The sequence below is a fragment of the Allocoleopsis franciscana PCC 7113 genome (genome assembly GCF_000317515.1).
Lineage (GTDB): Bacteria > Cyanobacteriota > Cyanobacteriia > Cyanobacteriales > Coleofasciculaceae > Allocoleopsis > Allocoleopsis franciscana.
Genome location: NC_019738.1, coordinates 6,899,653 through 6,925,824, shown reverse-complemented (window position 1 = coordinate 6,925,824; position 26,172 = coordinate 6,899,653). Strand labels below are relative to the sequence as shown.

Below are 26,172 nucleotides of genomic sequence, written 5' to 3'. Positions count from 1 at the left end.
CGATAGGGAGTAAGTTTTATAAGTTAGGGCAATCTTTGAAAACCTAATACCAAAAACTCATCCTCAAACTACCTGTAGCGCCTATAAAGTGAAATGGGATTAGAAAATTAAGGGAGGACGGCTTTTAGGCGAGCGCGTGGCTCGCGTGAGGTTATTTTGCGCGGGTTTGTAGGTGGGATCGAGGTCGGTTGCCACTCGGTAATTCTTCAACGCCTCGATGCGATCGCCTTCTATTTCTTGCAATTCCCCTAAAAGATTAAATGCTTCTGCTCGCGATGGATCGCAGCCAATCGCCTGTTTGACGTGCGCGATCGCTCTATCAAATTGTCGCTTGCGGGCGCAGTGTTTCGCTATCTTCATTGCGCCTTGATAAGAAGAACTCTCTTGAGTGTTGAGGGAATCGTGTTCTAGAACCTGGTAAACGATACCTCGAAGTTCTTGGGGAGTAAAAGGCTTTTGTATAAAGTCTACTGCACCCAGTTTCATCGCTTCAACGGCATTATCAACCGTACCATGCGCTGAAAGAATGACGATTTGGATATCTGGATGCATCTCAACAGCACGTTTTAGCACCTCCAAACCATCGATTCCCGGCATTCTCAGGTCTAATAGAATTAGGTCATACTCCTCGAGTTGTAACTGTTTGAGTGCATCCTCACCATTGAGAGCCGTCATAACTTCATATCCTAAAGGGTCTAACGATTGAGCGATCGTCAGCCGGATATTTTTCTCGTCATCCACAATCAAGATTCGGGCATTAGGCATCATCCGAGCCTCCTTCTGTTTAAGTGTTGGGGTTAAGTGTCGGTGCATTAGATTTTTCTTTACACAACGCTGCGCTTGATCAAATTTGGGCGATCGCGGAACATTAGTTTTTTAGGGACACGGTAAGAACCGTGCCTGATAATTTACGGACTATCTAGCGCTAAATTCAGCTTTAAAACATTGACTCCTGGTTCTCCAAAGATGCCGAGAAATCTACCATCTGTATATCGATTAATAAGAAGTTCAACTTGATTGGGGTCAAGTCCTCTCACTTTGGATATTCGTTGAATTTGTGCCAATGCTGCCTCAACGCTAATATGCGGGTCTAAGCTAGAACCAGAGGTATAAACTAAATCAGCCGTTGGCTCAATCCCTGCCTGTTTGAGTGTGTTTGCTCTCTCCTGAACTAAATTTATTAAATCTGGATTATCGGGTGATTGATACCGTTCGAGCATATCTTTATTTGCTGGTGTTTCATACCAGGGTTGGAGCAGAAGTGATGTATTACTAGGCGCGAGGTTGCTAGCACCCGATACACCCGTTCTTTGTGCTAAATTTTCTAGATTTTTTGGGTCATACTCTTCGGGAGAGAAGCTGCTGTAATTAGTCGTACTGGGACGACTCCAAAAGTAGCGTTCTGAGGAGAACGGTTGACCAATTAAGGCTGAACCTACAATTTGTCCTTGAGCATTTCTAATCAAACTACCATTTGCTTGATTGGGGAAGAAGGCTTGACCTATCCCAACCATCAAAAAAGGATAAATTAGTGCTGTCAAAACCCAAAGTACTAGGGTAGAACGAATACCAGTAATCAATTCTCTAACCATGACTTAATCTCTTATGTATTTCCCTGAAATTTTCAAAGTTGCGAAAAGTTGCGACAACAGGGATTTTGAATTTTCAAAACCGCTCCGGTTGAAAAATCACGACGAATAAGTAAACGCCAAGCCCGACTACTACAATGCCCAAAATTCCCAGTGCATAAGCTGCCTTACGAGTAATTTCTGCTCCCGTAGCTGCATCCACCGATGGAGCAATCAGTAGGTTCAAGCACAGTAAGAGAAAGAGCTGAATCGGCAAAGGATTTCGTCTCCACTGTTCGCCCAAAATTTCGCCTACTTCACTCCAATCTCTCGGTAGTATTTCTCTCAATTCATCAACTCGCTTCATCTTTTTACTCCTACTTATTTCTGAAGTGTTTCGTTTCTAAGCCAATCCAATCACTGAAATAATTACGTCAATAATTTTGATGCCGACAAACGGCGCAATCACCCCTCCTAAGCCATAAATCAGGATATTTTCCAACAACAACCGATTGGCGCTTACAGGTTTAAACTTAACCCCTCTAAGTGCTAATGGAATCAGTGCCGGAATAATTAATGCGTTATAGATGAGGGCTGACAGAATAGCCGATTGTGGACTGGCTAATCCCAAGATATTAAGAATAGCAACTGGAGCAAACATTGCTGGAATAATCGCGAAATATTTAGCGATATCGTTAGCAATGGAAAATGTAGTTAATGCCCCACGAGTAATCAGTAATTGCTTACCAATCGTGACTAAATCAATCAGCTTGGTGGGGTCGGAATCCAAATCCACCATGTTTGCTGCTTCTTTTGCGGCTTGCGTACCCGAATTCATCGCTAAACCGACATTTGCTTGGGCTAAAGCAGGGGCATCGTTAGTACCATCGCCCGTCATGGCAACTAATTTACCTTCTGCTTGTTCCCGTTGAATCACAGCAATTTTGTCTTCGGGTGTAGCTTCGGCGATGAAATCATCTACCCCAGCTTCAGCCGCAATCACTTCGGCAGTAATCCGGTTATCACCCGTTAACATCACCGTGCGGACACCCATCCGTCGCAACTGATCGAATCGTTCCCGAATGCCAGGTTTGACAATATCTTTGAGGTAAATAACGCCGTAAATGTCGCCATCTTTACAAAGCGCCAGGGGAGTACCACCTAAACGCGAAACTCGGTGATAAGCTTCATCAAGGTCAGCTGTTAAACGTCCACCACGAGAACGCACGAAGCCTTTAATTGCATCCACTGCACCTTTACGCACCTCATCCCCATCGGGTAAATTGGTGCCACTCATGCGAGTTTTGGCGGTAAACTCAACACCTTCAGCCGCGCTGCGGTCAAAATCAACCCTTGCCCCCATCTTTTCTGCCAACTTGACGATTGACTTACCTTCTGGCGTCTCGTCAAATAGACTCGCGGCTAATGCCACGCGAGCCATTTCTGCTGAAGAGTGACTATTGACAGGAATGAATTCTTCTGCTAAGCGATTACCTAGAGTAATTGTGCCCGTCTTGTCCAATACCAAGGTGTTCACGTCGCCACAAGCCTCAACTGCCCGTCCAGAGGTGGCGATGACGTTAAACTGGGCAACCCGATCCATCCCGGCAATCCCGATCGCACTTAGCAATCCGCCTATTGTTGTGGGAATCAGTGCCACCAACAAGGCAATTAAGGTGACAACGCCTACAGGACTACCGACATACGCTGCGATCGGGGGAATTGTCGCAACAACAATCAAAAAGACGAGAGTAAGAACCGCGAGTAAGACGGTGAGGGCAATCTCGTTGGGTGTCTTCGTCCGTTCCGCACCTTCAACCAGGGCAATCATGCGATCGAGGAATCCTTTACCGGGTTCAGCCGTAACCCTAATAATCAGTTCATCGGAGAGAATGCGCGTCCCTCCCGTAACGGAACTAGCCACATCACTTCCCGGTTCTTTGAGGACGGGTGCAGATTCCCCGGTAATTGCCGACTCATCCACCGACGCAACACCCTGAATCACTTCCCCATCGGCGGGAATAATGTCCCCAGCAATCACTTTAATTTGGTCGCCCTTGTGCAGTTCAGTGGAACTGATTTCTTGGGTTGAACCATTAGGCAGGAGTTTGCGGGCAGTAGTCTCTGATTTGGTGGAACGTAATGAATCTGCCTGTGCTTTACCTCGTCCTTCGGCCACCGCTTCCGCAAAGTTGGCAAACAAAATAGTGAACAACAAAATGAGTGTTACTAACCCGTTGAAGAAACGCTGATTTTCTCCAGGTACGAGACCAAATAAGGTGGGTTCAATTGTTAGGAGAAAGGTGATAATTGTGCCGACCCAGACAACAAACATGACTGGGTTTTTTAGCATTACGCGGGGGTTGAGTTTGACGAAGGCATCGCGGAAGGCTCTTTTGTAAAGTCCTTTTGTATTAACTTTTCGTTGATGTCGTTTGTGTTCACCTTTTCTACGGTTTCTAGGTGGCTTTGCTTCTAGTCTGTCCTGTTTTTGGGTGTTCATTTCGTCTGATTGAGTGATGTCGGAGTTGGATTTTTTAACGCAGAGGGTCGCAGAGTTTAGCGCAGAGTTGCACAGAGGTTTTGGAGTGGAGGTTGAGGGGATTTTGATGTAAAGGAAGGTGATAGGGGGAGTGCGGGTTTTTGTTTACGGAGTTGTTTCTTTTGCCTAAGTGGGGAAGATTCTTACACTACAAGTTTTAAGTAGCGCCAGCACCAATTAAAAAGGCTTCAGCAATTGGCCCTAAGGCAAGAACTGGGAAGAATGTTAGTGCGCCCAAAATCAAAATGACTCCAGCCGTAATGCCTGTAAATAAACCTGTATCGGTGCGAAGTGTACCTGTAGTTTCGGGGACGGGTTGCTTGCGATACATACTATCTGCTAACAGCAGCAGGGCAATAATTGGGAGATAGCGTCCTGCTAAGAGACTGACACTAGCACTCAAGTTCCACCACAATGTTCCATCCGCTAATCCTTCAAAACCAGAACCATTATTAGCGGCGGCTGAGTCGTATTCATAAACGACTTGAGAGACGCCGTGATAGAGAGGGTTTGTGATGCCGCTAAGGGCTTCGGGAAAGGCGATGGTAATGGCACTGGGAATCAAGATAATAATGGGGTGAACGAGTAGAATCACGCTTGCCAAAACGATTTCCCGTTTTTCAATTTTGCGACCTAAAAATTCGGGGGTTCGTCCGACCATCAAACCGGTGAGAAATACGGTCAGAATTAGGTAGATAAATAGGTAAGCTGTCCCCGTTCCCTGTCCTCCCCAAACGATTTGGATGAACATATTGAACAGTGTGGAAAAGCCACCCGGAGGCATAAGGGAATCGTGCATTCCATTCACAGCACCGCACATTGTCCCTGTGGTTGTTACTGCCCAAAGTGCGGTCAACGCCCAACCAAATCGAACTTCTTTCCCTTCTAAATTAGGTTGTTGGCTACCCAAGATATTGTTAACTAAGGGATTCCCTTGATACTCGCCAATGGCGCTAATCGTAATTAGGATTGCATAGAGGATGAAGACCATCCAAAATATTAGCCATCCCTGCTTTTTGTTCCCGGCAAAGATACCGTAAGTGATAATTAAGGAGGCGGGAATGCACACCATAATTACGGTTTCTATGAGGTTGGCCAAACCGTTGGGATTTTCATAGGGGTGGGCGGAGTTGATGCCAAAGAAACCGCCACCGTTTTCTCCCAATTCTTTGATGATTTCAAAGTGGGCAACTGGCCCTCTAGCAATAACTTGTTGTGCCCCTTCTAAGGTAGTTACAATTTCTGGCCCTGCTAGGGTTTCAGGTACTCCCAAGATAAGCAATGCTATTGCTCCCACAATGGAGATAGGCAGCAAAATCCGTGTAATAGACTGGGTTAAATCTATGTAAAAGTTACCCAGAGGTCTACCTGTTAAACCGCGAATAAAGGCAATCGCAACTGCAAGCCCTGTTGCTGCCGATGTAAACATTAAATACCCCAGAGCTAGCATTTGACTAGCATACGTGAAGGTAGTTTCACCGGAGTAATGCTGTTGGTTGGTATTGGTAACAAACGAAATCGCTGTATGCAGTGCTAAATCCCAACTTGGTGCCTCTAATCCTGTAGGGTTCAAGGGGAGAAATCCTTGAAACATGAAGATTAAGTACACCAAGATAAACATGGCGAGATTACTCCACAGTACTGCACGCGCATACTGCCAACCTGTCATATTTTCTCGATGCCGAACACCTGTAGCGGTGTAAATAATGCCCTCTACAGGGGTCATTACTGGGTCAAGTAGCGTTCGTTCTCCTAAGAACACACGCGCCATGTATCGCCCCAAGAAGGGTACGATCGCAACTAAAATCACCAGCGTTATCGCTATTTGTAAAAATCCTTGCCACATGAAGAGTCAAGTCTCCTAATAAAACTCTCTTTGGTTTTTGTCTAGTTTTTTTCGTACAAACTAATAAAATCCACTCATTTCGTATTTTTGCTAAATAAAAGTATTCGCGTTTCCCAAAATACTCTGGAAATCTCTGCATTACATAGAATTGGGATATGAACTTATGATTGCGCGATATTCAAGAGCTGTAAATCTACTGGTAGCTATAAAATACATCTACAATTATTTGATACATCGCTATTATTCTAGGTATAAGTAGGGTATCTATACTTACAGATATAGAACGACTAAACGCTTGTTATAGCTCAACATAAAACCCTAACTATTCCTGTGAATTATCTTTAGATTTAGAAGTTAAAAACATTATAATTAAGAGGAATTGCCAGAATGCGAACTCAGTTTTCAGTTCTTGGGAAGTGCATAGGAATTAGAAACAAGCAGGCAAAAGCACTAGCACTCAACTATCACAACACCTGCTGGCTGATTGCTGGAACGATTGCTGTAGTGATTGCCTTGGAGTATGCCACGCCCTCTCCCTACGTGTTTGGCTACCTTTATACCGGCCCAATTTTGTTAACAAGTTCTCGATTGAGTCGAAAAGCAACGTTTCAAGTAACGCTAGCCGCCTCTGTGTTTACCTTATTAAATTTGCTCGTTCCCAGCTTTAAACCCTATAACTTATCAACGTTAGCAAATCGGTTAATTGCAGTATTAGCGCTAATCGTAACGGGTTGGTTGAGCGATCGCAACCGCCTTTACGAAGAAGCCATTGCCCAACAACAAGCTCAATTACGCGCTCAAGAACAACTTGCACGAATTCGTGAGGATTTTGTTTCCACTCTCACCCACGACTTGAAAACACCACTACTAGGAGCAATTGAAACCCTAAAATCCTTTCAAAATGGTCAATTTGGCAAGGTGACATCAGCGCAGCAAAATGTGCTAGAAATGATGACTCGCTCTCACCGTTCCACTCTACAACTCGTCGAGACGGTGCTGGATATTTACCGCTACGATACAGAAGGGCTACAACTTCAGCGATCGCCTGTTAATTTAGCCGAAATTGCTCAGGAAGTGATTGCCACCCTAACGGATTTAGCGGCATCACGCCGAGTCTATGTTTATCTCAACTACGGCCAATCCAATTTTCCCTATCCCCTCTGGGTGGATGGCGATGCATTACAGTTACAGCGAGTCTTTGCTAACTTAATCATCAACAGCATCAACCATTCTCCTCGTGGTGGTAAGGTGGAAGTTGTTTTAGAGTCTACTGGTACACAGCAACAAGTATTGGTACTTGATCGCGGCCCTGGTATCACTCCCGGAGAACTCCCTAACTTATTTGAGCGCTTTTATCAAGGATTGAGCGATCGCCAAGCTAAAGGCTCAGGACTTGGATTATACCTGTCTCGTCAAATCGTTGAGGCTCATGGTGGCACAATTTGGGCAGAGAATCGGACATCGAGTGGCGCACTGTTTGGCTTCCAACTCCCTGCTTACACACTAAGTTGAGGAATGAGCGAAGCTCCCCAATTAACGATTTACTGGCTGACTCTTGCTATGGAGTTTCTTTCGATGAGTTCGCTTTTTTAAAAAGATAGTAACAACGCAATACTATTTAGATAAGCTCTAATTACCTCTCCCTCTGCTTCCCCTGCTGAAAGCCGACCCACCCAAGTACTAAAAATGCCAAAAACTCTATAGGTAGAGGGAAATAAAGATACTCTTGACTATTTATCTGTATTGTTGAAGTAGTAACTTTTATTAAGGCGAGGGTTAAAACCAAGAGAAGAATACTTATAACAAAAGGCACCGAACCGATATTTTTGCTAATCTGGTAGCCGCAAAATGTCATAAGAATATCGAGCATCAAAATTAATAAATCCATTGAAGCGCCCTAATCTTTTACAAAACTATTCAATACTCATGGAGCTGCTTTTTTTTCGGGATAACCGTTGCAAATTGCTTGTGCGTTAAGGATGCGTTTGGCCTGCTTAATTTCATCCTTTGTGCAATTGACAATTAGCAAGTAATCACCACGCGCGACCCGTTCACTGTATTTCTTAGCTTGCTTTTTGGTTATTCTCAAACCAGTAAAAGCTCCAATGACGCCGCCTACTACTGTGCAAATACCGCCGCACACAAGAGCAAAACCAGCGGCAGGAGCCAGTGCTATCTGCTCAACACCAAGCAGCGCCAAAATACCTAATCCCAACAATAAACCAATCAAGCCTCCCGACACTTTGCCGATCGCTAACCCTTTTCTTAAGCCTGTAGAGGATTGCTTGACAAGAGCGCTCATGATCTGGGCATCAACAGATTGCTCATCGAAAGCTGAGTTTTTACCTACCAAAAAAACCTTTTCCAAGAAAAAGCCAGAAAATACCAGTTGGTCGAGAGCTTGTCCTGCTGCTTCACGGCTAGGGAATACACCAATCACACAGATATCTCGAACAGTCACCTGCATAGCACGGTACTTTATAGACAAAGACCGAAGCTCTCCCAAGAGATAGCCGATGAGCACACAGAGAAGAAAAACTGCGCCGAAAGCATTAATGTAATGAGCCATTTTCCTAGCAAAGTTGGGTTGACTGGACTGAGTCGGTGGCGTTGCAACTGTTACAGGAAGAGATGAAATACTTTTAGTTGGCTTTACTAATTCTTGATTGTGAGTCCACTCACCCAAAGACTTCTTAAGGCTTCTCACGTCATGCAAAGGCTGTACATTTTTTATATTTGTTTGGGATTCTAGGCTAAGGCCAAAAGCGTTTGGAAGTGGTTCAAGTAATCCCACAGTAGCCACAGCAGCACTTATAAGAATAAAAAATTTAAATTTCATAGTGAAATGAAGTTCAATTCTACTGATAGTTGCTTCTGAAAAATTAAGGTTTCAATCGAGTTACGTTAGGCGTTACCTTCCCTATCTTTTCTAAATTTTCAACTTCCTGGAGGATATCAGATACATGCTTAGCACGCTGTTTTTTATGATTTCTCTCCCAACGCAGCCACACCAAACTGCCGCTGATGAACGCCAAGAGAATGAATCCTCTTAAAAAGATGCCATCAACCGGGTCAGTTGGCTCTCTGAAGTTGGGTTGACTAGATTCAGTCTCTTCAGAAGCAACTGCAACAGGAAGAAATTGCATACTCTCAGTGGCTTGAACTTCCTGTACCAATCCTTGATTTTGAGTCCATTCACCCGAATCTCCCGTACTACTTTCAGAGAAATTAACCAAATATTGTGCCTTTTGGGTGTTAATTTGAGGTTCTAGATTGTAATTAAAAGTGCTTGGCAGTAGTCCAACTAATCCCACAGTAATCAAAGAAGAATTTATAAAAGTAGAAAGTTTGAATTTCATATTGTTTCGTTGCAAAACGGTTTCTGTTCAATTGGTATTAAAGTTCAATGGGGGGGAGTGCTTTGAAAACATCACCCCCCGAAAAGAAAGTCCTTAAATTACTACCGCTTTTACTGTTTCGAGTCTTAAGCGGCTACCTGAGATTTGCTGCCAGACACCGATGCTGCTCGATCGAGGAGTTGTGTGTAAAGACTGCCGAGTCTCGATGCCACGCTATACCAGCTAAAGGCAATTTCTACCCGTTGCCGACCTGTTTGACCGAGTTGGAAAGCCCAAGCGGGATTAGCCAGAATTTGATCGATTGCTTGAGCAAAGGCGACTTCATTTTTAGGAGGTACCAGTAAACCCGTTACTTCTGGAACTACAGTAAACTTTAAACCCCCAATATTGCTGGCAACTACGGGAGTTCCACTAGCCATTGCTTCAAGTGCAACAAGACCAAAGGGTTCGTAGTGACTGGGAATCACACAAACATCAGCTGCTGCATAGTAGAGGTGTAAGTTGGTATCGCCGAGTTGTCCTGGGAATGTTGTAATGTTTTGCAGTCCCAGTTCGTTGACGATATCTTGGATGCGATCGAGTTCTATCCCGTCGCTTTGACCTGGATGAAAGCCGCCTCCAATAATCAACTGCAAATTAGCCTGACCGTGCAAACTGGATTTCGCGATCGATCGCACTAGCGTTTCTATCCCTTTACGCGGATCGAAGCGACCGACATAAAGCACAACCTTGGCATCCGGTGCAATTCCTAACTGTTGCCGCGCCTCATTTTGGGGAATTCCACCAAACCTGTCGATATCGGTGCCACAGGGAACAATTTCAATTGTTCCTTTTGTAGAAACCCACTGCCGCATGTGTTCTGCTTCTTGAGGAGAGGTGGCAACAACTCGATCCACTGTTTCCAAACACGCTTTTTCTACGGCTAGTCGCGTGGATGCGATCGGGGGAAGGTCACTCATAGTAGAGTATTTCACCGCCCCTAACGAGTGATAAGTATGCACTTGAATTAAAGGCTGATACTTCCGCAGTGCCATCCCTACCCAGGACGACAACCAGTAATTCGTATGAATGATGGAATATCTCAATCCTTCTCGCTGCTGGAATACAAGGAATGAGTAGACAAACTCGGGTAGGTAGGAGTAGACTTCATCTCGATTGATAAACGTTGCCGGACCAGCCGTTAACCGAATCGTTCGGCAATTTGGGCTATGCTGAACAACAGCCGCTTGTTCGAGACTGCTACGACGAGTGAACATATCCACTTGCCAGCCCGCCTGTGCTAAAGCTAACCCAACTTCACGCACGTAAACATTCTGTCCGCCAGCTTCTTCTTTGCCAATTTCTATAGCTGGGTCACCACAAACAGAAATTAAAGCAATGCGATTTTTTTGTCTGAGAAACATGATGAGTTGATTTTCACCTTATGGCTAGTTTTCTTACCCCAAACTCCATGAATAAACGGATAGTTTTGGTCTTTAGCAAGTTAAGGGTAGGTAAAACGAAGAGATATACACCAGCCAGGGAAACTGATACGAGTAGCCTATTTTTTTAACCTGCTGACTCTTCAGTCTCCTCTCAATGCCTACGGAGTTAGCTGACGGGCTAGGACTGAGAGATGTCCTTCTCTTGTTATCTGTTTATTTCACAGAGATAACGTTAGAAGATTTGCCCCAAAAAATGGTTCCTCCGCTCCAACCGTGTTTTCCAAATGGGTAATTCCAAGTGAAATACTGGATTAGGCTGACTTGAATCTTGCTGATAACAGTTAATCTAGCGCTGCCTTACTGGAGAAACAATATATTCTCCAATATATTTTCACTATTTTTTTAGCAGGTCTTTGATATATATCTGATGCTAGATACCCAATCCTAAACAAAAATTATATTCCTAGAGACGTAGTATGCTACGTCTCTAGATCAGGCTACGTCTCTACATTTGGTGATGCAACACCCTACGAATTTTTCAAAGCACCGTTCCTGGACTTGAGCTTCTGATTCTGAACCCTGGTCTGCGGCAGATCTTTTTTATCCTTTTGGAGGTAGCAGATTTCGACTAGAGTCGGCCAGATCTCTAGAGACGCTTGAAATTGGTTGATGACATCATCGACAATGCGGGAGACATTTTGCTGAAAAAAGTCAGTTTCAAATCCATAGAATACTCTTGATAAACTCTCGGCAAACAATTGGAGAGACTGCTGGCGTTCTGGATTTTGAGTAGACGCTGAAGCTTTGACCGCTTGGTCGTAGATGGTGGTAATTTTTTGCAATATTTCCTCAGAGTCTTGTGAAGTCACCTCACCAGAGTAATCAAACTCAATCGCCAAGTCTTCAAGCTTACAGACGCTGTTCTTGATCTTCTTTTTGAGCAAGTTACATATTTCCTCATTAAAAATCTCACTAACGAGAGGGTTTCGCATATAATTATTCCGAATATGGTTCTGCACAGCATCGACGTGTGCAGCTATAACACCCTCTTGTTGTATCCAAAGTCTATAGATGTAATCCTCAAACCTGAGTCGAGTCGGAAAAAAGGGAGGCAACCCAAACTGATTATCATATCCAGCGACGCCGCAATCCATCCTCCAGTTTTTGTTGGTAACTACAGGTCTGAAATTTACAAGAACATAAACATCGTTGAGCTCGTCCGGGCTGATTTGGCTGTCATTGTTGAGATACATATGAACAAAATCGAGCGTATCGATGTCGTTTGTTCCCGTCCGAAAAGTTTGGGCAATTTTGACCACAGCATTATCCAAAATTTTACCCGGTTGCAGTGATAGGGAATTCTCTTTAAAATAACCCTTGGTCGTGTTGGTTTCTAATTCCATCGCCGTATCAACGACTAAGTCACCTATCTCGAAGTTATTTGGTATTTGGCTAACTTCTTTACCTAAAACATCTTCAAAAGCGGTGAGTAAATCGAAAGACCGATGAGCGAAGCCATCTTGGTTCGCCTTGAATAATTTACCTCGGCAGATTTCATCAACTGATAAAGACTCTGGGCTGTTTTCAATCAACGCATCAGGTCTCATATCATCATCAGAACTCACCATTAAATGTCCAAGTGTATACATTAAGGTGAAGTTTCTATTCCCTCCATAACTGGGACGAAATAAGTTTCTTACCAGCGACTCAAGCTTTTTATCACGAAGCCTTTGGTTTAAAAAGGTGATAAATTCCTCCTTCTCATGAGGACCCACATAAAACACATCGTTGACGGTCTTAGTTTGTTCGAGAATGGGATAGTACTTTTCGTGATTGGCGACGCTTGAATCATCAAAGACAATTATTTTAGGAGCGTGTCCATTGACCCAAAAATTATGGTCATACTCTTCGATGGTTTGTGCCACATCTCTTAATCGATAAGTGGGAATGACAAAGATAGTTTCTTTCGGTTTCATAGTGTGTTGAGTTTTCTCCGCTTTACTTTTCAGTGTTTTGCCACATCGTTTTGTCTTCCTCTTTTGAATGTTGTCTAAAGAAGAAGGAGACTGATATTAGAGGTTGCGATCAATACTTTTGATGCTGTGAGAATTGTGGTGAGTTCAAGGTTTGGTAGCCTCGTATTAGATGCCCCACTCTTCAATCCCCCGATTTTGTAAGATGGTTTCGGCGCGAGCTATCTCATTTGGCGTACCATTAACCCTCAGGAGGTAATAGCCGCGAAGTACGCGATCGCTGTAAACCTTCGCTCGCTCTTTGGGAATTCCTAAACCAACTAGGATACCACTCAAACCCCCTGCGGCTGCACCCATCGTGCCACCAGCAAGGGTAGAAGCAACAGCCGTGGCTTCTCCAGCTAACAGGAGCAAACTAATACCAGGAATTGCTAGCTCACCCAAGCCCGCGAGTAAGCCAGTTATACTTCCTAAAGCCCCGCCCGCGATCGCTCCTGTAGCTGCCCCTTCGTTAGCTTTATTTCCAATCTGTTCATCCTGTATGTTGGCTCCTGCCATATCGCTTTTAGCGGGAGTATCCTGCGCGATAACAGAAACTCTGTTCATGTCAAACCCCGCAGTTTCTAACTCGTGAAGTGCCTTTTCTGCATTTTGAAAGTTTTCAAAGACTCCGATAGCACGTTGGTTGGGACTGTAAGCTGTAGGCGTAGTAACCATTTTTGTTCTCCAAATTTCAAAGCATTTAAAATTCAAAAATCACAACAATCGTTCGCTATTACCTTGATTGTTGTTCAAGGTATTTTTTGTTGTTTTTAACTAAAAGTAAATACACCCTAATACTGAAAATTTGTAGAACTACACAGACAGAGAATCATTATTCCTTTAATTATAAGCAAAACAAAAATTTGTAACCTTAAAAATCAAGAAATAAACTTTTAGTCTAAGTGATATAAACAGGTGTTGTTTGAGGTATAGACTGATTGTTTATTTTTTATATATCCCAAAATTTATTACTAGGTTTTTGTCTATTTTTAAGAATATAATTACAGAGATAAATATTGAGATATTTTAAAACCAGATGTTTGATTTATACCTTTACGCTTATACATTTTATAAGATATATTTTTTAGTTAATGGGTCTTTAATTTCTTGATTTCAGTCTTTCTGGATTAAAATTAAAATTAATAAATTGGCAGTATGATATTGCCTAAAAAAACACCTTGTAAACCCTTGCAAATCTAAAGAAGTTCAAGATGATAACTTACCAACAATGGACTCTTGTCATCAAAAAAGAGTGGAATGGCATTACCGTTGACTATAAAGACCCAGAAGGGAATGAGTATCACGAACCCTTCTGTTTTTCGACAATTGATGAGGCACTAATCTACGGCAAAATGTGCATTAACAGACTAATACAATCAAAGCCTACAGTTTTCACACCACTATATGGGTAAGTGGTTGTAGAAATTCAGGATATCTTGCACTCAAGAGGTGCTGACTCAAAAGCCACACCTTTTGAGCACCGCATCGAGAGAAACATCGAAGTTATAGCCTCTCTCCACAGTAGGCAGGTGACCGGGCGGGGGGGTGGTAAAGTTTGGTTCTTTCCCTGGCTTGTAATCCAAGCGTTTGGTTTGCGGATTATAGGTCCACTCAATCAGCCACTCACCAGATAACTTCTGCCATCCCACCTGCTCATACATCTTTCGATAGTCGCCTAACGCCTTCAAAATTCTCTGTTGAGCGGTAAAACCGAACTTGCCTTCACTGGCTGCACTCCAAAGTCCATCAATGGTTTTTAAGTCTGTACAGGAGAGCGTGTCCATTTCCGTCTGAGGTGTATAACCGAGCGCTTGAGCCTGTGGTCCGGCAGCCTCTAACATGCGTTCGTATGTTTCCCGGTCAGCAGCTTTCCAATTTTTTTGCTGCAAGTATGTCCGCAGCTTACTGTAGTCAACTTGGCGATCGCTCTTTGCTATCTGGTTAAGCGAGCCAGAACTGTTGGTGGTCGGTGTCGGTGTGGCAACGGTAACCGACGGTGTAGACCCAGACCGTGACTTCATGAGGGAACCCATCCAAACTAAAGCTCCAGCTACACTGAACAGACCCACGATCACTAGCAGGGTCAGTATTACAGCCGTCAGATTAGTCTTAGCCATAACATAGGGATGGTTGTTTGATTGAACTATTCTATTTTAAGAAGTCGTGTTACTTAATGGTCGCTGACTCTCGCTACAGAGTTTCTTTCAACCCGTTTCCTTTTCGTAAAAGAATGTATTTTCGGTAGGGGCGAGTAATAATGCCTTCTTGCTCGAACTTCTGTAGCTCCCTCGTTACGGTGACGCGCGTTGCCCCAATCATGTCTGCGATATCTTGATGGGAAATCGGCAAATCGATCAATGTTCCTTCTTCTACCCGACGCCCAAACTTCTGGGCTAACCAGAATAAAAGTTGCTTTAGGCGCTGATAAATCTGTTTAGAACGAACAATGTTCAGGATTTCTTCGGTTTGTTGAGCGTGCAAGCGGATGGCATCTAACTCTTGGTGCCAAAGGTAATCGGGGATAAGGCTAACTTCAACAGGTGTCAAGCACTGAATTTGATAGGGTTTGTTGCTAGACAAAGGTTGTCCCACTACATCCTTTGAAGTCCAATATCCGGAGACGATCGCGGTGCCTTCTTCACTCCAACAGAGGGTGCGAACAACTCCTTGCTCAATTCTCCAAAGGAAGTTTGGCTCTTGAGGAACTAAGTCGTGCCGACTGAAGATTCGTCTTATCGGAGGAGATACATAAGCAGGAGCTACGAGCATGATAAAACTATTGTTCGATTGAATTGTGGGCTAATGGATAGAATGGGAGGATGTCAACTTTGTAGGCTGGGTTGAGAAACGAAACCCAGCACCTTGATAAATGTTGGGTTTCACGCTTCGTTCAACCCAACCTACCTGAAGGGGGTATCTGCTCTCCTTGACATGCTGCCGATAGAATGAGGTGTGAAGCCAAGCTTGCCGTAGACTTCACCACTCTAATATTCAGTGTTGTCCGCTGGTTTTGTTTCAAAGGAGTGTTCGCCTATTCCCAGTTGTTTCTTGGTCTGTTTGAGCTGTTTCCAGAGCGACTGAATTTGTTTGTAAGCTTCTTCTGGTGTCAACTTCCCTGCGGTTTCTAAACAGCTAATATAAGTAACTCTCTGTGCAAATTCTTGCAAATTGGCGTTAAACACCAAGTTCTCTGGCTTGACAGCTCCATAGTAGCGACTACGACTATACAAAAAATCAGATACGTTTGTCATAGCTTTATTGGAAAATTCGTCTTTGATGTTCTTTTCATTTTTACGTTACTTTGCTGGTTGTCTGTGAAAGGTTTTATTCGTCCTTATCTTTGACATTCATGTGGCGAAGAATCCAATAACTAGTAGAAAGAGTCAAAATGGCTAGCTTTCCTACCCCAGGCTCCAATGGATAATTTTCAGAGTGAAATGCTGGATTAGGCTGACTTGAATCTTGCTGATAACAATTAATGTACTGCCGTCCGGCGGGAAAAACAATATATTTCCCTGCATATATAGAGCAATTTTATTATCCTGTCTTGATATATATCTGATGTTAGATATCCAATTCCAATATAAATTCATTGAATTATTTCTTTTCTTCTCGGAATTCAATTACACGCGGCTCATCAGACTGATAATCAGGGCAATTAAGAGATTGTTTCGTTAGAACTGTGGAGGGATGTACTGTACACTTAAGATAAGGGTTGTTTGTAAAAAATCGACAACCCTTACAAGAAACTCGCTTAAAGGAATAGCGCTTTACTTTTGGGAAAACTTTGCCAGCAATCTTAATGGCAAAAAAGATAGTTACCCAAATAATTACGAAGCCAAATAGAGATAACAATATTACTGCAACTAGTTTTGGTTGCAAAACCATTTTTAGAACAAACCAAACTCTTGGTTTAAGTTTCTTAGAATTGTAATTAATATGGTAGCTTTTTTGAGCATTTACAACTTATAATGCAAGCTGTAATTTGTCTATATTAAAATATATATATCTAGTTTCTTAAGTAACTATAACGGCTTCCTAAACGGCTCCTAAAGGAGGATGAACTATAAGTGCAAAAATGTCTGAGCGATCGCCTTGCCGTAAGTTTAGCCTAGGTATCCTACCTGACCTATCAGACCGTTGAGGCTGACGCGGTACAATTTGGACAGAGAGCCTGAAACCTCAGGGGACATTATTTTGATTTGACTTCCCTGCGGTGCCTGCCTCAAATCCCTCACTGTATCTGAGATGAAACCAGCACCAATGCGGATTTTGTTAGTAGAAGATGACGAACTGTTCCGCTTAGGACTCTCCATGCGGCTGTCTAAAGAGCCCGGATTGGAAGTTATCGCTGAGGCAGTCGATGGCGAAACGGCTATAGAACTGACCAATCAGCACCTACCTGATGTCGTACTGTTGGATGTGGGATTGCCGGGGGTTGGGGGTGTTGAGGCTTGTCGTCAAATTAAACAGCACCATTCACAGATGCCCGTTTTAGTTCTAACCTCTCACTCTCAAAAGCAGCTAATTGAGCGGCTAATTGCAGCTGGTGCTTCTGGATATTGTCTTAAAGGAATTGAAGCGGAGCTATTAATTTTAGCACTGCGATCGGTAGCGGCGGGGGCGTCGTGGTGGGATCAAACCGTCACGGCAGAAATTCGTGCAGCAATGACAGGCAATCTACCTGTACAGATAAAGACGGCTGGGGAGTCACAAAATCTCCTCACTCATCGGGAACAAGAAATATTGGCACTGATTGCCGCAGGGAAGACGAATCAGGAAATTGCCGAAATGCTGCACATTGCTACAGGTACAGTGCGGGTACATGTCCACGCTATCTTGCAAAAACTGGAAGTTCGCGATCGCACCCAAGCAGCTATTTTAGCGGTTCAAAAAGGATTAGTGGCAGCCGAACTGTTAGCTAAATCATGAAATGATGTACCTATCTTCCTGCCAAGAGGTCTTTGTTTAAGAGAGTATTATTGGTTTTCTATATAGCTGTTTGCTCATACTACTTGAGGATACTATTACAGCGTGGCGGAAATAAGTATCCAGTTGAAAAAGCTGAAAAAGCTTACTGTACAGGCAATATCCCTTCTGTCCTCTTGCACTATTGTGTTTTGTGGATGAGAATACTTCAAAATTTTTGAAGAAAGAGATAGAGACTGAAAAGTTTTCCACCAAGGAAGAAAAGAGTGATGCGATGAAAAAGTTATTTCCTAAGACTGTTGCATAAATCTTCAGCTCAAGAGTGATATGAATATAGCGCCCTAGGAGAGATGGACTCAGATTAATGCTTTAGGTAGAGGTATTTCAACTTATTTTATGGCAGAATAACATATTTTCAAAGCCGACGGCTCACCCTAAACGTCATGGTGATTACCCCCCCTCAAACAAATGCATTAGCTTTATGCTAAATTCCCCTGATAGAAGGAATTCCAAGAACCGTCCTTTCTCCTAACTTAAATCCGTAAAAATCTAACTCAAGGAGGATTATAAATGTCTACAGCCTATATCTCTCAAGCCCCTGCTCAAAAAGCTTCCCTCAAGCTTCCGGTTCTGCGTCCCGGTAGTTCTGGTAGTACCGTCAGAGTTCTACAGCAGTTACTCAATTTTAAAGGCTTTAACCTTGAGATCGATGGCGAATTTAATCCACATACCCAAGAGGCGGTGAAAGAATTTCAAAAAATGAACGGTTTAGGGATGGAGGGAATTGTTGATTCCCAGACTTGGTATTATCTAAATGCTGGCTTACTGCCCCTAGAGTGTTGATCCTGACGGCCTGACACATTCACATACACTTAATGTCTCTCGCCTCGGAAGGTGTAGGGCGACAAATTATTTGACCATTTCGACACAATATTTGTTAAATAAGCTGATCGGGTGTAGTCAAAAGCCGTTGGTAGATGCGATCTGCGCTTTGCAGCAGCGCTAGGCTAACGCCTCGCTTCGCTAACGCTATCGCAAAAACCACCCCCTTGGCTCACCTAACTTTCCTAACTTTCAGGAGTCATTGAAGAGAATGATAATTAAAGACAGCCGGGGGCAAGCAAGGCTTGCCCCTTTCCTCTAAGGGTTATCAGCACATTGTTAATCAGTTATTACTAAAACAAAAAAGCTCTGTGCCAAGCTATCTTGTAATACTATCAGCAACTGATTAGTTGATTTTTATCTAGACTTAACTGCTCCCAAAAATCATGCCACCAATCATTGGCACGAATAACTCTCAAAGCTAACATAGGATTGATAGTATCCGGGTGCCAAGTGGCTCCGGGAAGTTTTAAACGTTTTTGCGGAATGTAGCGATGGGCGCTTTCAATTTCTCCTGAGCCAAATCAAACGTATCTTACCTGTCAGTTCCATTGCCTCAGCCATAGCATAAAGATGCTGTTTGAGATGAGGTCGGTCTAGAATAAACTGAAAATGAGAAAATTCTTCTTCCAGTGCTTCTCGTAAGCCATTACACCCATCAGCTAAGCCATAAACCAAGGTAGCAGCTAGGGATGGGTGAGCGATGCTCACCCATCCCTCTTCAGTTTGATTCTCATTCTCATTAGCCACCAACGGCTTTTGACCACACCCCAAGGTGAGGAACCTTGACCGCTTTGGTTAGTCCCATCGGTGTTGTCGAGCTTCATTGACTATCCCTTGAGCCTCTTCGAGTGAAATATTGTAGCGATCGCTCAAAAGTTGGGGAATGCGATCGCAGTCGCGATTGGGATTCACTTTTCGTTGATGGGAGTAGGAAGGCAGTGCAACATTACATAAAAAAGGCGAACGTTGCGCCTGTAGTTGAAGCGGTTCAAGATTCCGAACTTCGCGTGAATTTACAAAAAATAGCAAGGCACCACTGAGGTTAGCATTGCTGAGGTTGGCATCGCTGAGTAAGGTACAGTTGAGGTCGGCACCGCTAAGATTAGCATATTTGAGGTTGGCACCACTGAGGTTGGCACTACTGAGGTTGGCACCACTGAGGTTGGCATATCTGAGGTTGGCACCGCTGAGGTTGGCACCACTGAGATTGGCATTGATAAGGTCAGTACCGCTGAGATTGGCATTGATGAGGTCGGCACCACTGAGATTGGCATTGATGAGGTCGGCACCACAGAGCTGTGCACTGCTGAGATTGGCATTGATGAGGTCGGCACCGCTGAGGTCGGCACCACTGAGGTCGGCATTGATAAGGTCAGCACCACTGAGGTCGGCATTGATAAGATCAGCACCGCTGAGGTCGGCACCACTGAGATTGGCATTGATAAGATCAGCATTGATAAGATCAGCACCGCTGAGGTCGGCACCACTGAGATTGGCATTGATGAGGTCGGCACCGCTGATCTGTGCACCGCTGAGGTCGGCTGTTTCTGTATTTCTGTTGGCCTTGCGAAAATTGAGCAACAGGAAGACTCCACCGGCAACCATCACAATCGCCCCCATACCGCTGATGAGGGTTTCACGGTGTGGGTGAGCAAGGGTCGCGCTCTCGTTGTGGGATAGGCGTGAGCCATCCGGCTGAAGTCTACGCTCGGAGAGTAACCCCAGCCACCACACGATCCCAATAAGGGCTGGAGTCGCGATCACTCCAATCACCCACCATTTGTTGCTCCTTATCTTTCGCTGCCACTGCTTGGATCGCTCCCGCATTCTTGAGACTCCCTCAATACTGAGCACATTATTAATTCCCTGAGAAAGGGAATGCTCTAATCTTTATTCACGCTTAACTAACCCATTCACTCTAAAGTAAACGGGTCTCTCTCGACATTTTCCGGGGGACAGATTCAGGGCGATCGCGGCGGCATCGAATAGGCAGATGCCACCTAACGCTGCCCATCACCCACCGTAGATAACCTTTGCATCATAGCCAACTAAATCTCGGCGGTCGGCGTGCATGGGGGTTGTTAGTTTGTGTCTTCCTGGAACAGAGCACTCGCCGTTTTATAATTGAGAGATGCAAAAGCTTACTATGACCCGGCCTGACGACTGGCATCTGCATCTACGCGACGGTGCGGCGCTGAAAGCGGTTCTGCCCCATACAGTGCGTCAGTTTGCCCGCGCTATCATCATGCCGAACTTGAAGCCCCCAGTACGCTCAGTGGCTGATGCTGCGGCTTATCGCGATCGCATTCTCGCAGTGATTCCGGCTGACCAACGGTTCGAGCCACTGATGACGCTCTACCTCACCGACAACACCAGCCCCGAAGAAATTATCCGGGCTAAAGAATCCCAGTTTGTCAAAGCGGTAAAGTACTACCCAGCGGGTGCAACGACCAATTCAGACTCCGGTGTGACAGACATTCGTAAGTGCGATCGCGTCTTTGAAGCGATGCAGCAGGTAGACATGCCTTTACTACTGCACGGGGAAGTGACCGATCAAAGTGTCGATATGTTTGATCGCGAGAAGGTATTTATCGAGCGACATTTGATCCCCCTCAAGCAGCGATTTCCCAACCTGCGCGTGGTGCTTGAGCACGTTACCACCTCAGATGCTGTGCAGTATGTCCTGTCTGCGAACAACATCGCTGCAACGATCACCCCACAACATTTGTTATTTAACCGCAATATCCTATTTCAAGGTGGCATTCGCCCCCATTTCTATTGCTTGCCAATTTTGAAACGTGAGGAGCATCGCCTCGCCCTTCTGCAAGCAGCAACCTCTGGCAATCCTAAGTTTTTTCTTGGCACCGATAGCGCTCCCCATCCTCGCAATGGCAAAGAAAGTTCCTGTGGCTGCGCGGGTTGCTACTCGGCTCTGCACGCGATGGAGTTATACGCAGAAGCTTTTGAGAGCGTTGATGCACTCGATAAACTTGAAGCTTTCGCCAGCTTCTATGGGCCAGATTTTTATCAACTCCCGCGCAATACTGAACAAATTACTTTGGGCAGAACGACCTGGCGCGTTCCCGATGAAGTGCCATTTACTGAATCCGGACTTGTGCCCTTACGGGCAGGTCAGGAGATGACGTGGCAAATGCTTGACGCTAGCATGGCTGAAGCTAATTGATTTAGATGATCGTGTAATAGACACGCTATTCATTTTATTTAATGTTGTCCATTAACGAGATATTTGTCGAGTTTAAACACTTAGTGTCACGCTAAATTTGTGGCTTGAAACGCTTACTGAAACTAAGCTTCAAGCTTTTTTGTATTCTCTTTATTTTCTCACCAAGTTTAAATAGCTATTTGCCTTTTCCCTGAAAATCGACCAAAATTATTTTAAACCGATAAATGCCTTTTTCCCATTAATCGCTTTAATTTATTAATTTATCTTATGGAATCAGCGAAAATCTCACCGACTCAAGATACCGAAGCTGCTCAAACAGACCAAGAACAGCCACCAACTCAGGAATACAACATCCTAATTGAGCTGATTGAAGACCTGGATGAGAAACGGGAGGTGATGCGTAAGGTTGAGGCGCTCGAGGAGATTCTCCAAGCTGCTGACGAACTCAAGCAAGAGAAAATCAAACAGTGGGCAGACCGGCTGGAAAAGCATCCTAGAACGATAACGCGGTGGTTAGAGAAGGTTGAGAAAAAGGGTTTAGCTGCAATAGCTAGAACTACTCGTTCTGATGCAGGTCAACTCAAAGGCTATAAACGGTGGAAGCATAGTGTTGAGTACTGGATAGAGTTCATCACCAATACTTATAAGCAGGCTAAAAAAGCGGGTCTAGGCATGACCCCAAACCTTGTCTATAACCAAGTCAAGGGACATGCTGAACTGGAGTTAGGGTTGAAAGAGGGTGAATACCCTTCGCATATGTTTGTGTATAAAGTTCTCAACCCGATTATCGAGAAAAAGAATCGCAAAGTTCGGAATCCAGGGCAAGGACCAGGACTCATCGTCAAAACAACTGATGGCGATATCGTTGTTGAGCGCAGCAACCAAGTTTGGCAGATTGACCATACCAAGTTGGATAACTTACTGGTAGACGCCAATGGGGAGCTAGTCAATTGTGCTTGGATTACCGCAGTCATCGATACCTTCTCAGGTTGTGTAATGGGGTATCACATTGGCTTTGAATCTCCAGGTTCCCATGAAGTTGCCTTAGCACTCCGACATGCCATTTTGCCAAAACATTACGGTGAAGAGTACCAACTCCGAGAAAAGTGGGAGGTTTGTGGGCTACCGGAGTATGTTGTCACTGACAGAGCCAAGGAATTTAAGTCTGCACATCTAAAACACATTGCAGCAGATTTGGGCTTCAAGATGCGCCTTCGTCTCTATACTGAGCAAGGTGGAGTGGTAGAGCGATTATTTTTAGAACTGAAGACCGAATTTGCCGCACTGGTACTGGGTTTTAAGGGAGGTTCCTTGCAGGAGCGCCCAAAGAATCCAGAGAAGAAGGCTTGTGTTGTCTATGAAGAATATGAGAGGAAATTGGTTCGGCAGTTTGTAGACCACCACAATTACCATTTTTATCCCAGAGTCCGAAAAGACAAGGAGCAAACACGCCGCCTAGAACGATGGTGGACTGGCTTGCTGGGTGGAAAGCCAAGAATGCCTGACAGTGAGCGAGAACTCGATATCTGTTTGATGAAGGAGGCAAAGCGAAAAGTCCAAGAGCGTGGATGTATAGAGTTTGTAGGGCTAGTGTATACGGCTAGTTTGAGCAGAGATGAGGATGGCTATTGGCGATACGACAAAAATGCGAATTTCCTAGAAGAGTACGAAGGCTACCAGGTCACGCTTAGATACAATCCGAGCAATATCGTTTACATTCTCGTCTACACGCGGGAGAAGAACGGTCAACCCTCGAAGTATCTAGGTAGTATCAGGGCTAGGGACTTAGAGGAGGAGCGGTTGTCTTTGAAGGAGTGGGAAGATCGCAAGAAGAAAATTCGTGATGAGGGTAAAGTGATCGATCAGTCGTCAATCTTGGCACAGCAACGGGATTTGTACACCTCTTCGATTGAGCAAGCAAAAACTGTAAAAGGACGGCGAAAGTCTGAACAACGTCGCATTACAAGTAAATCCACTCATTCCAAGGTTGTGGAGTTACATCCAGAGGATTCTTCAAAAGGCAAAAAGAAGGGAAAAACTGTTAACGAAGCGATCGCTTCGGAGCCTACTGAGGGTGTAGAGTCTGTATATGAACAAACTGAAATGCCAGTCAAGCCGGCTCTATTTGTAGTTCCTGACTGGGATGAGTTCATGGAAGACAACTGGTAAACGAAGATGAGCAAATCCAACACAGCCATCCAGCCATCGGAGGAGGAACCGCGCCACTCGCCCCAGCAAAAAGTGGATGCTCAAAGGGCTGGCAATACTCAGGCGAATGTAGCTATCCAGCAGCCTGGGCTGCAACCAAGTCGATCGCCTGAACAACAAGCCGAGGTTGAGCGAATTGGTCGGATTGATACGTATGTAGGAGTGCAACGAGATCAGAATTTATTTGAGCGCCTGGATTACTGGCGTGACCTCAAAATCTGTGCCCGTGTCACTACCTTTGATCGGTTGGGTTTATCAAAAGCGTTAGATTACTACACGAAGCAACGTGTAAAGCGTCGAGGTGATTTTTTACAGCTTCCTGCCCCAGTTGCCTATATTGAGATGGAACAACATGGCAGCCCTACCGATTTATTTCTCCTGATTCTGGAGTTTCTTTCCAATCCTTTTGATTGTAGACCCCTACGAGATTTGCGTGCGCGGACATGGGGAACCCTTAATGGGTATGGGGTCAAAATCTTGATTGTCAATCAGGCAGAGTTATTATCATTTGCAGCTTTTAATGAGCTTGTAAGAATTTCGGAAAAACTGAAGATTTCGGTGATTTTGACAGGTCCTCCTTACTTAAACGATATTCTCGATCCAAACTCTAATAAAAAGAAAAGATACATCAATATACATAATACATTTTTGAAGTATCACCCCTTTAATCTACTGTCTAGGCAGGATACAGCGACTGTAATCGGAGAGTGGGAAAAATCAGGGTTAAAGTGGTCAAAGCCATTGAACTTGGCCTCTAATCCTGAGATCGTTGCGCTGCTGCACGAGGCTTCTCAAGGTCAGCTCAGACCCTTATATGAAAATCTTCGGGAGATTGCTATTTGGAAGCTTGACCATCCTAAGGCTCAAATTAACTCTCAAAATATATCCCAAGCATTAGGCATTCAATTTCAACCGATATCCAAGCTTAAACAGGTTTAATTCAAAACTTCCGTTTATTGAAAGTATTCGTAGGTTCAAGAAATGGAAACTGAAGCCCCCCAACATCCACCCTGGTATCTTGAGCCGTTTGAAGGAGAAAGCATCAGCCACTACTTCGGACGCTTTCGCCGTCAGGAAATTGTGAATATATCCGCTCCGGGAAGTTTGAGCAGAAAAGCAGGGATTGGGACGGCTCTATCTCGATGGGAGAAGTTTCGGTTTAATCCGCGCCCGACTCAGAAAGAATTGGAGGCAATGGCTAAGCTGATTGGTGTAGAAGTCAGTAAGCTTGAAGCCTTGTGTCCGCCAAAGGGTGTGCTAATGGTGACTTGCTCAACTCGCCTATGTGCAGTATGTTATCGTGAAGCTCCCTATCACCGCATTCATTGGCAGTTCCAATCAACCGAATACTGTGAGAAACATCAATTACCACTGATATCACGATGCCCTGCCTGTGATGAGAAATTCCCACTGCCATCAGAGTGGAAAGATGGCAACTGTCAACGCTGTGGCATGAAGTTTACTTCCATGAAAAAACGGCAAATCATAGCAAAGGAAAAAAGGGCTAAGCGATTAGGCATTAGGTCTGACTCGAAAAGCGTCTAGCCTAGTTTTATAGTGAGTGTACTACAACAAATTTGCTTACTGCTTTTCGTGTCCTCCATCCTGGCAACTGAAAATGCTTGCATCTAGTATCATTCCCATCCAAATTGCAGCCCTATCCTTGTCTATCCTGCTTGCCAGCCGCCAGGAGGGAGAACATAGCGTGATTGCGCCAGTTTCAGTGCAAAGTCCGGCGAAGTTAGGTCTTAGTCTCTATGAGCGATATGGAGGGAGCGAAAAATTAAGGTTGCCTCAAGCCCTTGCAGATGGCAAGCGAATCACGTTCCAAGATATTGATGAGATACTGGATTTTTTTGAAAATGCCGAAATAGATCAGGAAAAGCCAGGGTGGGGCAATCAACAGTATCCTTCTGTTGACTGGATTCGCTGGCTTCTGATGGGAGGCGATAAAAGTTGGCAGTGGGCTAACACCGTTAAAGAACTAGCAAGGGACATTGATGAAAAGCTCATTGGCGAATGAGTGGGGCATCGTTCTCTCTCCATAGGTTTAGACAGAGAATAGGTATGCATATTGCCTGCAAAAAATCAAGTGCAATGCCAAACTAGTTAGCAGTGATTTATGCTCAGTTAGTGGGAACACTAAGAGAGTAACGCGATCGCTCTAGCCAGTTCTCGGAAGTATTGAATGTCTCGCAACGAAGCGAATACT

General features: G+C 44.4%; 23 protein-coding genes and 1 riboswitch. Of the genes, 8 read left to right on the top strand and 15 right to left on the bottom strand.

Annotated features, from left to right (window positions below):
• Window positions 1–99: 99 nt before the first annotated feature.
• The 5 genes from MIC7113_RS28535 to kdpA all read right to left on the bottom strand — a co-directional run bounded on the left by MIC7113_RS28535 (window position 100) and on the right by kdpA (window position 5,956).
• Window positions 100–813, bottom strand: coding sequence for a sigma-54-dependent transcriptional regulator (locus MIC7113_RS28535; protein WP_226883550.1), 714 nt, complete (start codon window positions 811–813; stop codon window positions 100–102).
• Between the two features lie 95 nt (window positions 814–908).
• Window positions 909–1,592 (bottom strand): potassium-transporting ATPase subunit C, encoded by a 684-nt coding sequence (locus MIC7113_RS28530; protein WP_015185657.1) that lies wholly within the window; start codon window positions 1,590–1,592, stop codon window positions 909–911.
• A 73-nt stretch (window positions 1,593–1,665) separates the two neighbouring features.
• Window positions 1,666–1,935: a K(+)-transporting ATPase subunit F gene (gene kdpF, locus MIC7113_RS28525; RefSeq protein WP_015185656.1), complete on the bottom strand. Its 270-nt coding sequence runs from the start codon at window positions 1,933–1,935 to the stop codon at window positions 1,666–1,668.
• 36 nt (window positions 1,936–1,971) lie between these two features.
• Window positions 1,972–4,071: a potassium-transporting ATPase subunit KdpB gene (kdpB, locus tag MIC7113_RS28520; protein ID WP_015185655.1), complete on the bottom strand. Its 2,100-nt coding sequence runs from the start codon at window positions 4,069–4,071 to the stop codon at window positions 1,972–1,974.
• A 196-nt stretch (window positions 4,072–4,267) separates the two neighbouring features.
• The gene (kdpA, locus tag MIC7113_RS28515) at window positions 4,268–5,956 is read right to left on the bottom strand and encodes a potassium-transporting ATPase subunit KdpA (protein ID WP_015185654.1); all 1,689 of its coding nucleotides are present in this window, start codon (window positions 5,954–5,956) and stop codon (window positions 4,268–4,270) included.
• 387 nt (window positions 5,957–6,343) lie between these two features.
• Between kdpA and MIC7113_RS28510 the strand changes: the two genes are divergently transcribed.
• Entirely contained in the window at window positions 6,344–7,468 is a 1,125-nt protein-coding gene (locus MIC7113_RS28510; RefSeq protein ID WP_015185653.1) for a sensor histidine kinase, read from the top strand.
• 412 nt (window positions 7,469–7,880) lie between these two features.
• On the opposite strand, the gene MIC7113_RS33940 is transcribed toward MIC7113_RS28510, so the two are convergent.
• The 8 genes from MIC7113_RS33940 to MIC7113_RS28460 all read right to left on the bottom strand — a co-directional run bounded on the left by MIC7113_RS33940 (window position 7,881) and on the right by MIC7113_RS28460 (window position 16,005).
• The gene (locus tag MIC7113_RS33940) at window positions 7,881–8,795 is read right to left on the bottom strand and encodes a hypothetical protein (protein WP_015185651.1); all 915 of its coding nucleotides are present in this window, start codon (window positions 8,793–8,795) and stop codon (window positions 7,881–7,883) included.
• Window positions 8,796–8,838: 43 nt separating this feature from the next.
• On the bottom strand, window positions 8,839–9,315 hold the full coding sequence (locus tag MIC7113_RS28495; protein ID WP_015185650.1) for a hypothetical protein: 477 nt from the start codon (window positions 9,313–9,315) through the stop codon (window positions 8,839–8,841).
• A gap of 125 nt (window positions 9,316–9,440) precedes the next feature.
• The gene (locus MIC7113_RS28490) at window positions 9,441–10,718 is read right to left on the bottom strand and encodes a glycosyltransferase (RefSeq protein WP_015185649.1); all 1,278 of its coding nucleotides are present in this window, start codon (window positions 10,716–10,718) and stop codon (window positions 9,441–9,443) included.
• Between the two features lie 161 nt (window positions 10,719–10,879).
• A riboswitch (cyclic di-AMP (ydaO/yuaA leader) is annotated at window positions 10,880–11,040 on the bottom strand.
• Between the two features lie 226 nt (window positions 11,041–11,266).
• A complete protein-coding gene (locus tag MIC7113_RS28485) occupies window positions 11,267–12,715 on the bottom strand; it encodes a hypothetical protein (RefSeq protein ID WP_015185648.1) in 1,449 nt (482 codons plus the stop codon).
• A 165-nt stretch (window positions 12,716–12,880) separates the two neighbouring features.
• Window positions 12,881–13,429, bottom strand: a complete 549-nt coding sequence (locus MIC7113_RS28480; RefSeq protein WP_015185647.1) for a general stress protein — start codon at window positions 13,427–13,429, stop codon at window positions 12,881–12,883.
• 782 nt (window positions 13,430–14,211) lie between these two features.
• Window positions 14,212–14,871 carry a GUN4 domain-containing protein gene (locus MIC7113_RS33935; protein ID WP_015185645.1) on the bottom strand — a complete coding sequence of 220 codons (660 nt, stop codon included), beginning with the start codon at window positions 14,869–14,871 and terminating at the stop codon, window positions 14,212–14,214.
• A gap of 73 nt (window positions 14,872–14,944) precedes the next feature.
• A complete protein-coding gene (locus MIC7113_RS28465; RefSeq protein ID WP_015185644.1) occupies window positions 14,945–15,523 on the bottom strand; it encodes a Crp/Fnr family transcriptional regulator in 579 nt (192 codons plus the stop codon).
• 215 nt (window positions 15,524–15,738) lie between these two features.
• Window positions 15,739–16,005, bottom strand: coding sequence for a DUF7219 family protein (locus tag MIC7113_RS28460; protein WP_015185643.1), 267 nt, complete (start codon window positions 16,003–16,005; stop codon window positions 15,739–15,741).
• Window positions 16,006–17,002: 997 nt separating this feature from the next.
• Here MIC7113_RS28460 and MIC7113_RS28455 point away from each other — a divergent pair.
• Window positions 17,003–17,686, top strand: a complete 684-nt coding sequence (locus MIC7113_RS28455; protein WP_041780258.1) for a response regulator — start codon at window positions 17,003–17,005, stop codon at window positions 17,684–17,686.
• 567 nt (window positions 17,687–18,253) lie between these two features.
• Window positions 18,254–18,526, top strand: coding sequence for a peptidoglycan-binding domain-containing protein (locus MIC7113_RS28450; protein WP_015185640.1), 273 nt, complete (start codon window positions 18,254–18,256; stop codon window positions 18,524–18,526).
• 543 nt (window positions 18,527–19,069) lie between these two features.
• On the opposite strand, the gene MIC7113_RS28445 is transcribed toward MIC7113_RS28450, so the two are convergent.
• Both MIC7113_RS28445 and MIC7113_RS28440 read right to left on the bottom strand, forming a co-directional pair.
• Window positions 19,070–19,339, bottom strand: a complete 270-nt coding sequence (locus tag MIC7113_RS28445; protein WP_015185639.1) for a hypothetical protein — start codon at window positions 19,337–19,339, stop codon at window positions 19,070–19,072.
• Window positions 19,340–19,363: 24 nt separating this feature from the next.
• Window positions 19,364–20,395: a pentapeptide repeat-containing protein gene (locus tag MIC7113_RS28440; RefSeq protein ID WP_015185638.1), complete on the bottom strand. Its 1,032-nt coding sequence runs from the start codon at window positions 20,393–20,395 to the stop codon at window positions 19,364–19,366.
• Between the two features lie 304 nt (window positions 20,396–20,699).
• Between MIC7113_RS28440 and pyrC the strand changes: the two genes are divergently transcribed.
• From pyrC to MIC7113_RS28415, 5 genes are all read left to right on the top strand, one after another.
• The gene (gene pyrC / locus MIC7113_RS28435) at window positions 20,700–21,752 is read left to right on the top strand and encodes a dihydroorotase (RefSeq protein WP_041780256.1); all 1,053 of its coding nucleotides are present in this window, start codon (window positions 20,700–20,702) and stop codon (window positions 21,750–21,752) included.
• Between the two features lie 267 nt (window positions 21,753–22,019).
• Window positions 22,020–23,921, top strand: coding sequence for a DDE-type integrase/transposase/recombinase (locus MIC7113_RS28430; protein WP_015185636.1), 1,902 nt, complete (start codon window positions 22,020–22,022; stop codon window positions 23,919–23,921).
• Window positions 23,922–23,927: 6 nt separating this feature from the next.
• Window positions 23,928–24,899 carry an ATP-binding protein gene (locus tag MIC7113_RS28425; protein ID WP_015185635.1) on the top strand — a complete coding sequence of 324 codons (972 nt, stop codon included), beginning with the start codon at window positions 23,928–23,930 and terminating at the stop codon, window positions 24,897–24,899.
• Window positions 24,900–24,941: 42 nt separating this feature from the next.
• Window positions 24,942–25,505 carry a TniQ family protein gene (locus tag MIC7113_RS28420; RefSeq protein WP_015185634.1) on the top strand — a complete coding sequence of 188 codons (564 nt, stop codon included), beginning with the start codon at window positions 24,942–24,944 and terminating at the stop codon, window positions 25,503–25,505.
• A 73-nt stretch (window positions 25,506–25,578) separates the two neighbouring features.
• The gene (locus tag MIC7113_RS28415) at window positions 25,579–25,983 is read left to right on the top strand and encodes a hypothetical protein (protein WP_015185633.1); all 405 of its coding nucleotides are present in this window, start codon (window positions 25,579–25,581) and stop codon (window positions 25,981–25,983) included.
• Window positions 25,984–26,172: the final 189 nt, after the last annotated feature.

Bases quoted from the DNA above. Each gene is read 5' to 3' on its own strand.
- MIC7113_RS28425 (WP_015185635.1), top strand. From the start codon at position 23,928: ATGAGCAAATCCAACACAGCCATCCAGCCATCGGAGGAGGAACCGCGC.
- MIC7113_RS28415 (WP_015185633.1), top strand. From the start codon at position 25,579: ATGCTTGCATCTAGTATCATTCCCATCCAAATTGCAGCCCTATCCTTG.
- MIC7113_RS28430 (WP_015185636.1), top strand. From the start codon at position 22,020: ATGGAATCAGCGAAAATCTCACCGACTCAAGATACCGAAGCTGCTCAA.
- MIC7113_RS28510 (WP_015185653.1), top strand. From the start codon at position 6,344: ATGCGAACTCAGTTTTCAGTTCTTGGGAAGTGCATAGGAATTAGAAAC.
- MIC7113_RS28420 (WP_015185634.1), top strand. From the start codon at position 24,942: ATGGAAACTGAAGCCCCCCAACATCCACCCTGGTATCTTGAGCCGTTT.
- kdpB (WP_015185655.1), bottom strand. From the start codon at position 4,071: ATGAACACCCAAAAACAGGACAGACTAGAAGCAAAGCCACCTAGAAAC.
- MIC7113_RS28530 (WP_015185657.1), bottom strand. From the start codon at position 1,592: ATGGTTAGAGAATTGATTACTGGTATTCGTTCTACCCTAGTACTTTGG.
- kdpA (WP_015185654.1), bottom strand. From the start codon at position 5,956: ATGTGGCAAGGATTTTTACAAATAGCGATAACGCTGGTGATTTTAGTT.
- MIC7113_RS28465 (WP_015185644.1), bottom strand. From the start codon at position 15,523: ATGCTCGTAGCTCCTGCTTATGTATCTCCTCCGATAAGACGAATCTTC.
- MIC7113_RS28480 (WP_015185647.1), bottom strand. From the start codon at position 13,429: ATGGTTACTACGCCTACAGCTTACAGTCCCAACCAACGTGCTATCGGA.
- MIC7113_RS28535 (WP_226883550.1), bottom strand. From the start codon at position 813: ATGCACCGACACTTAACCCCAACACTTAAACAGAAGGAGGCTCGGATG.
- pyrC (WP_041780256.1), top strand. From the start codon at position 20,700: ATGCAAAAGCTTACTATGACCCGGCCTGACGACTGGCATCTGCATCTA.
- MIC7113_RS28490 (WP_015185649.1), bottom strand. From the start codon at position 10,718: ATGTTTCTCAGACAAAAAAATCGCATTGCTTTAATTTCTGTTTGTGGT.
- MIC7113_RS33940 (WP_015185651.1), bottom strand. From the start codon at position 8,795: ATGAAATTTAAATTTTTTATTCTTATAAGTGCTGCTGTGGCTACTGTG.
- MIC7113_RS28485 (WP_015185648.1), bottom strand. From the start codon at position 12,715: ATGAAACCGAAAGAAACTATCTTTGTCATTCCCACTTATCGATTAAGA.
- MIC7113_RS28460 (WP_015185643.1), bottom strand. From the start codon at position 16,005: ATGACAAACGTATCTGATTTTTTGTATAGTCGTAGTCGCTACTATGGA.
- MIC7113_RS28440 (WP_015185638.1), bottom strand. From the start codon at position 20,395: ATGCGGGAGCGATCCAAGCAGTGGCAGCGAAAGATAAGGAGCAACAAA.
- MIC7113_RS28455 (WP_041780258.1), top strand. From the start codon at position 17,003: ATGAAACCAGCACCAATGCGGATTTTGTTAGTAGAAGATGACGAACTG.
- MIC7113_RS28495 (WP_015185650.1), bottom strand. From the start codon at position 9,315: ATGAAATTCAAACTTTCTACTTTTATAAATTCTTCTTTGATTACTGTG.
- MIC7113_RS28450 (WP_015185640.1), top strand. From the start codon at position 18,254: ATGTCTACAGCCTATATCTCTCAAGCCCCTGCTCAAAAAGCTTCCCTC.
- MIC7113_RS33935 (WP_015185645.1), bottom strand. From the start codon at position 14,871: ATGGCTAAGACTAATCTGACGGCTGTAATACTGACCCTGCTAGTGATC.
- kdpF (WP_015185656.1), bottom strand. From the start codon at position 1,935: ATGAAGCGAGTTGATGAATTGAGAGAAATACTACCGAGAGATTGGAGT.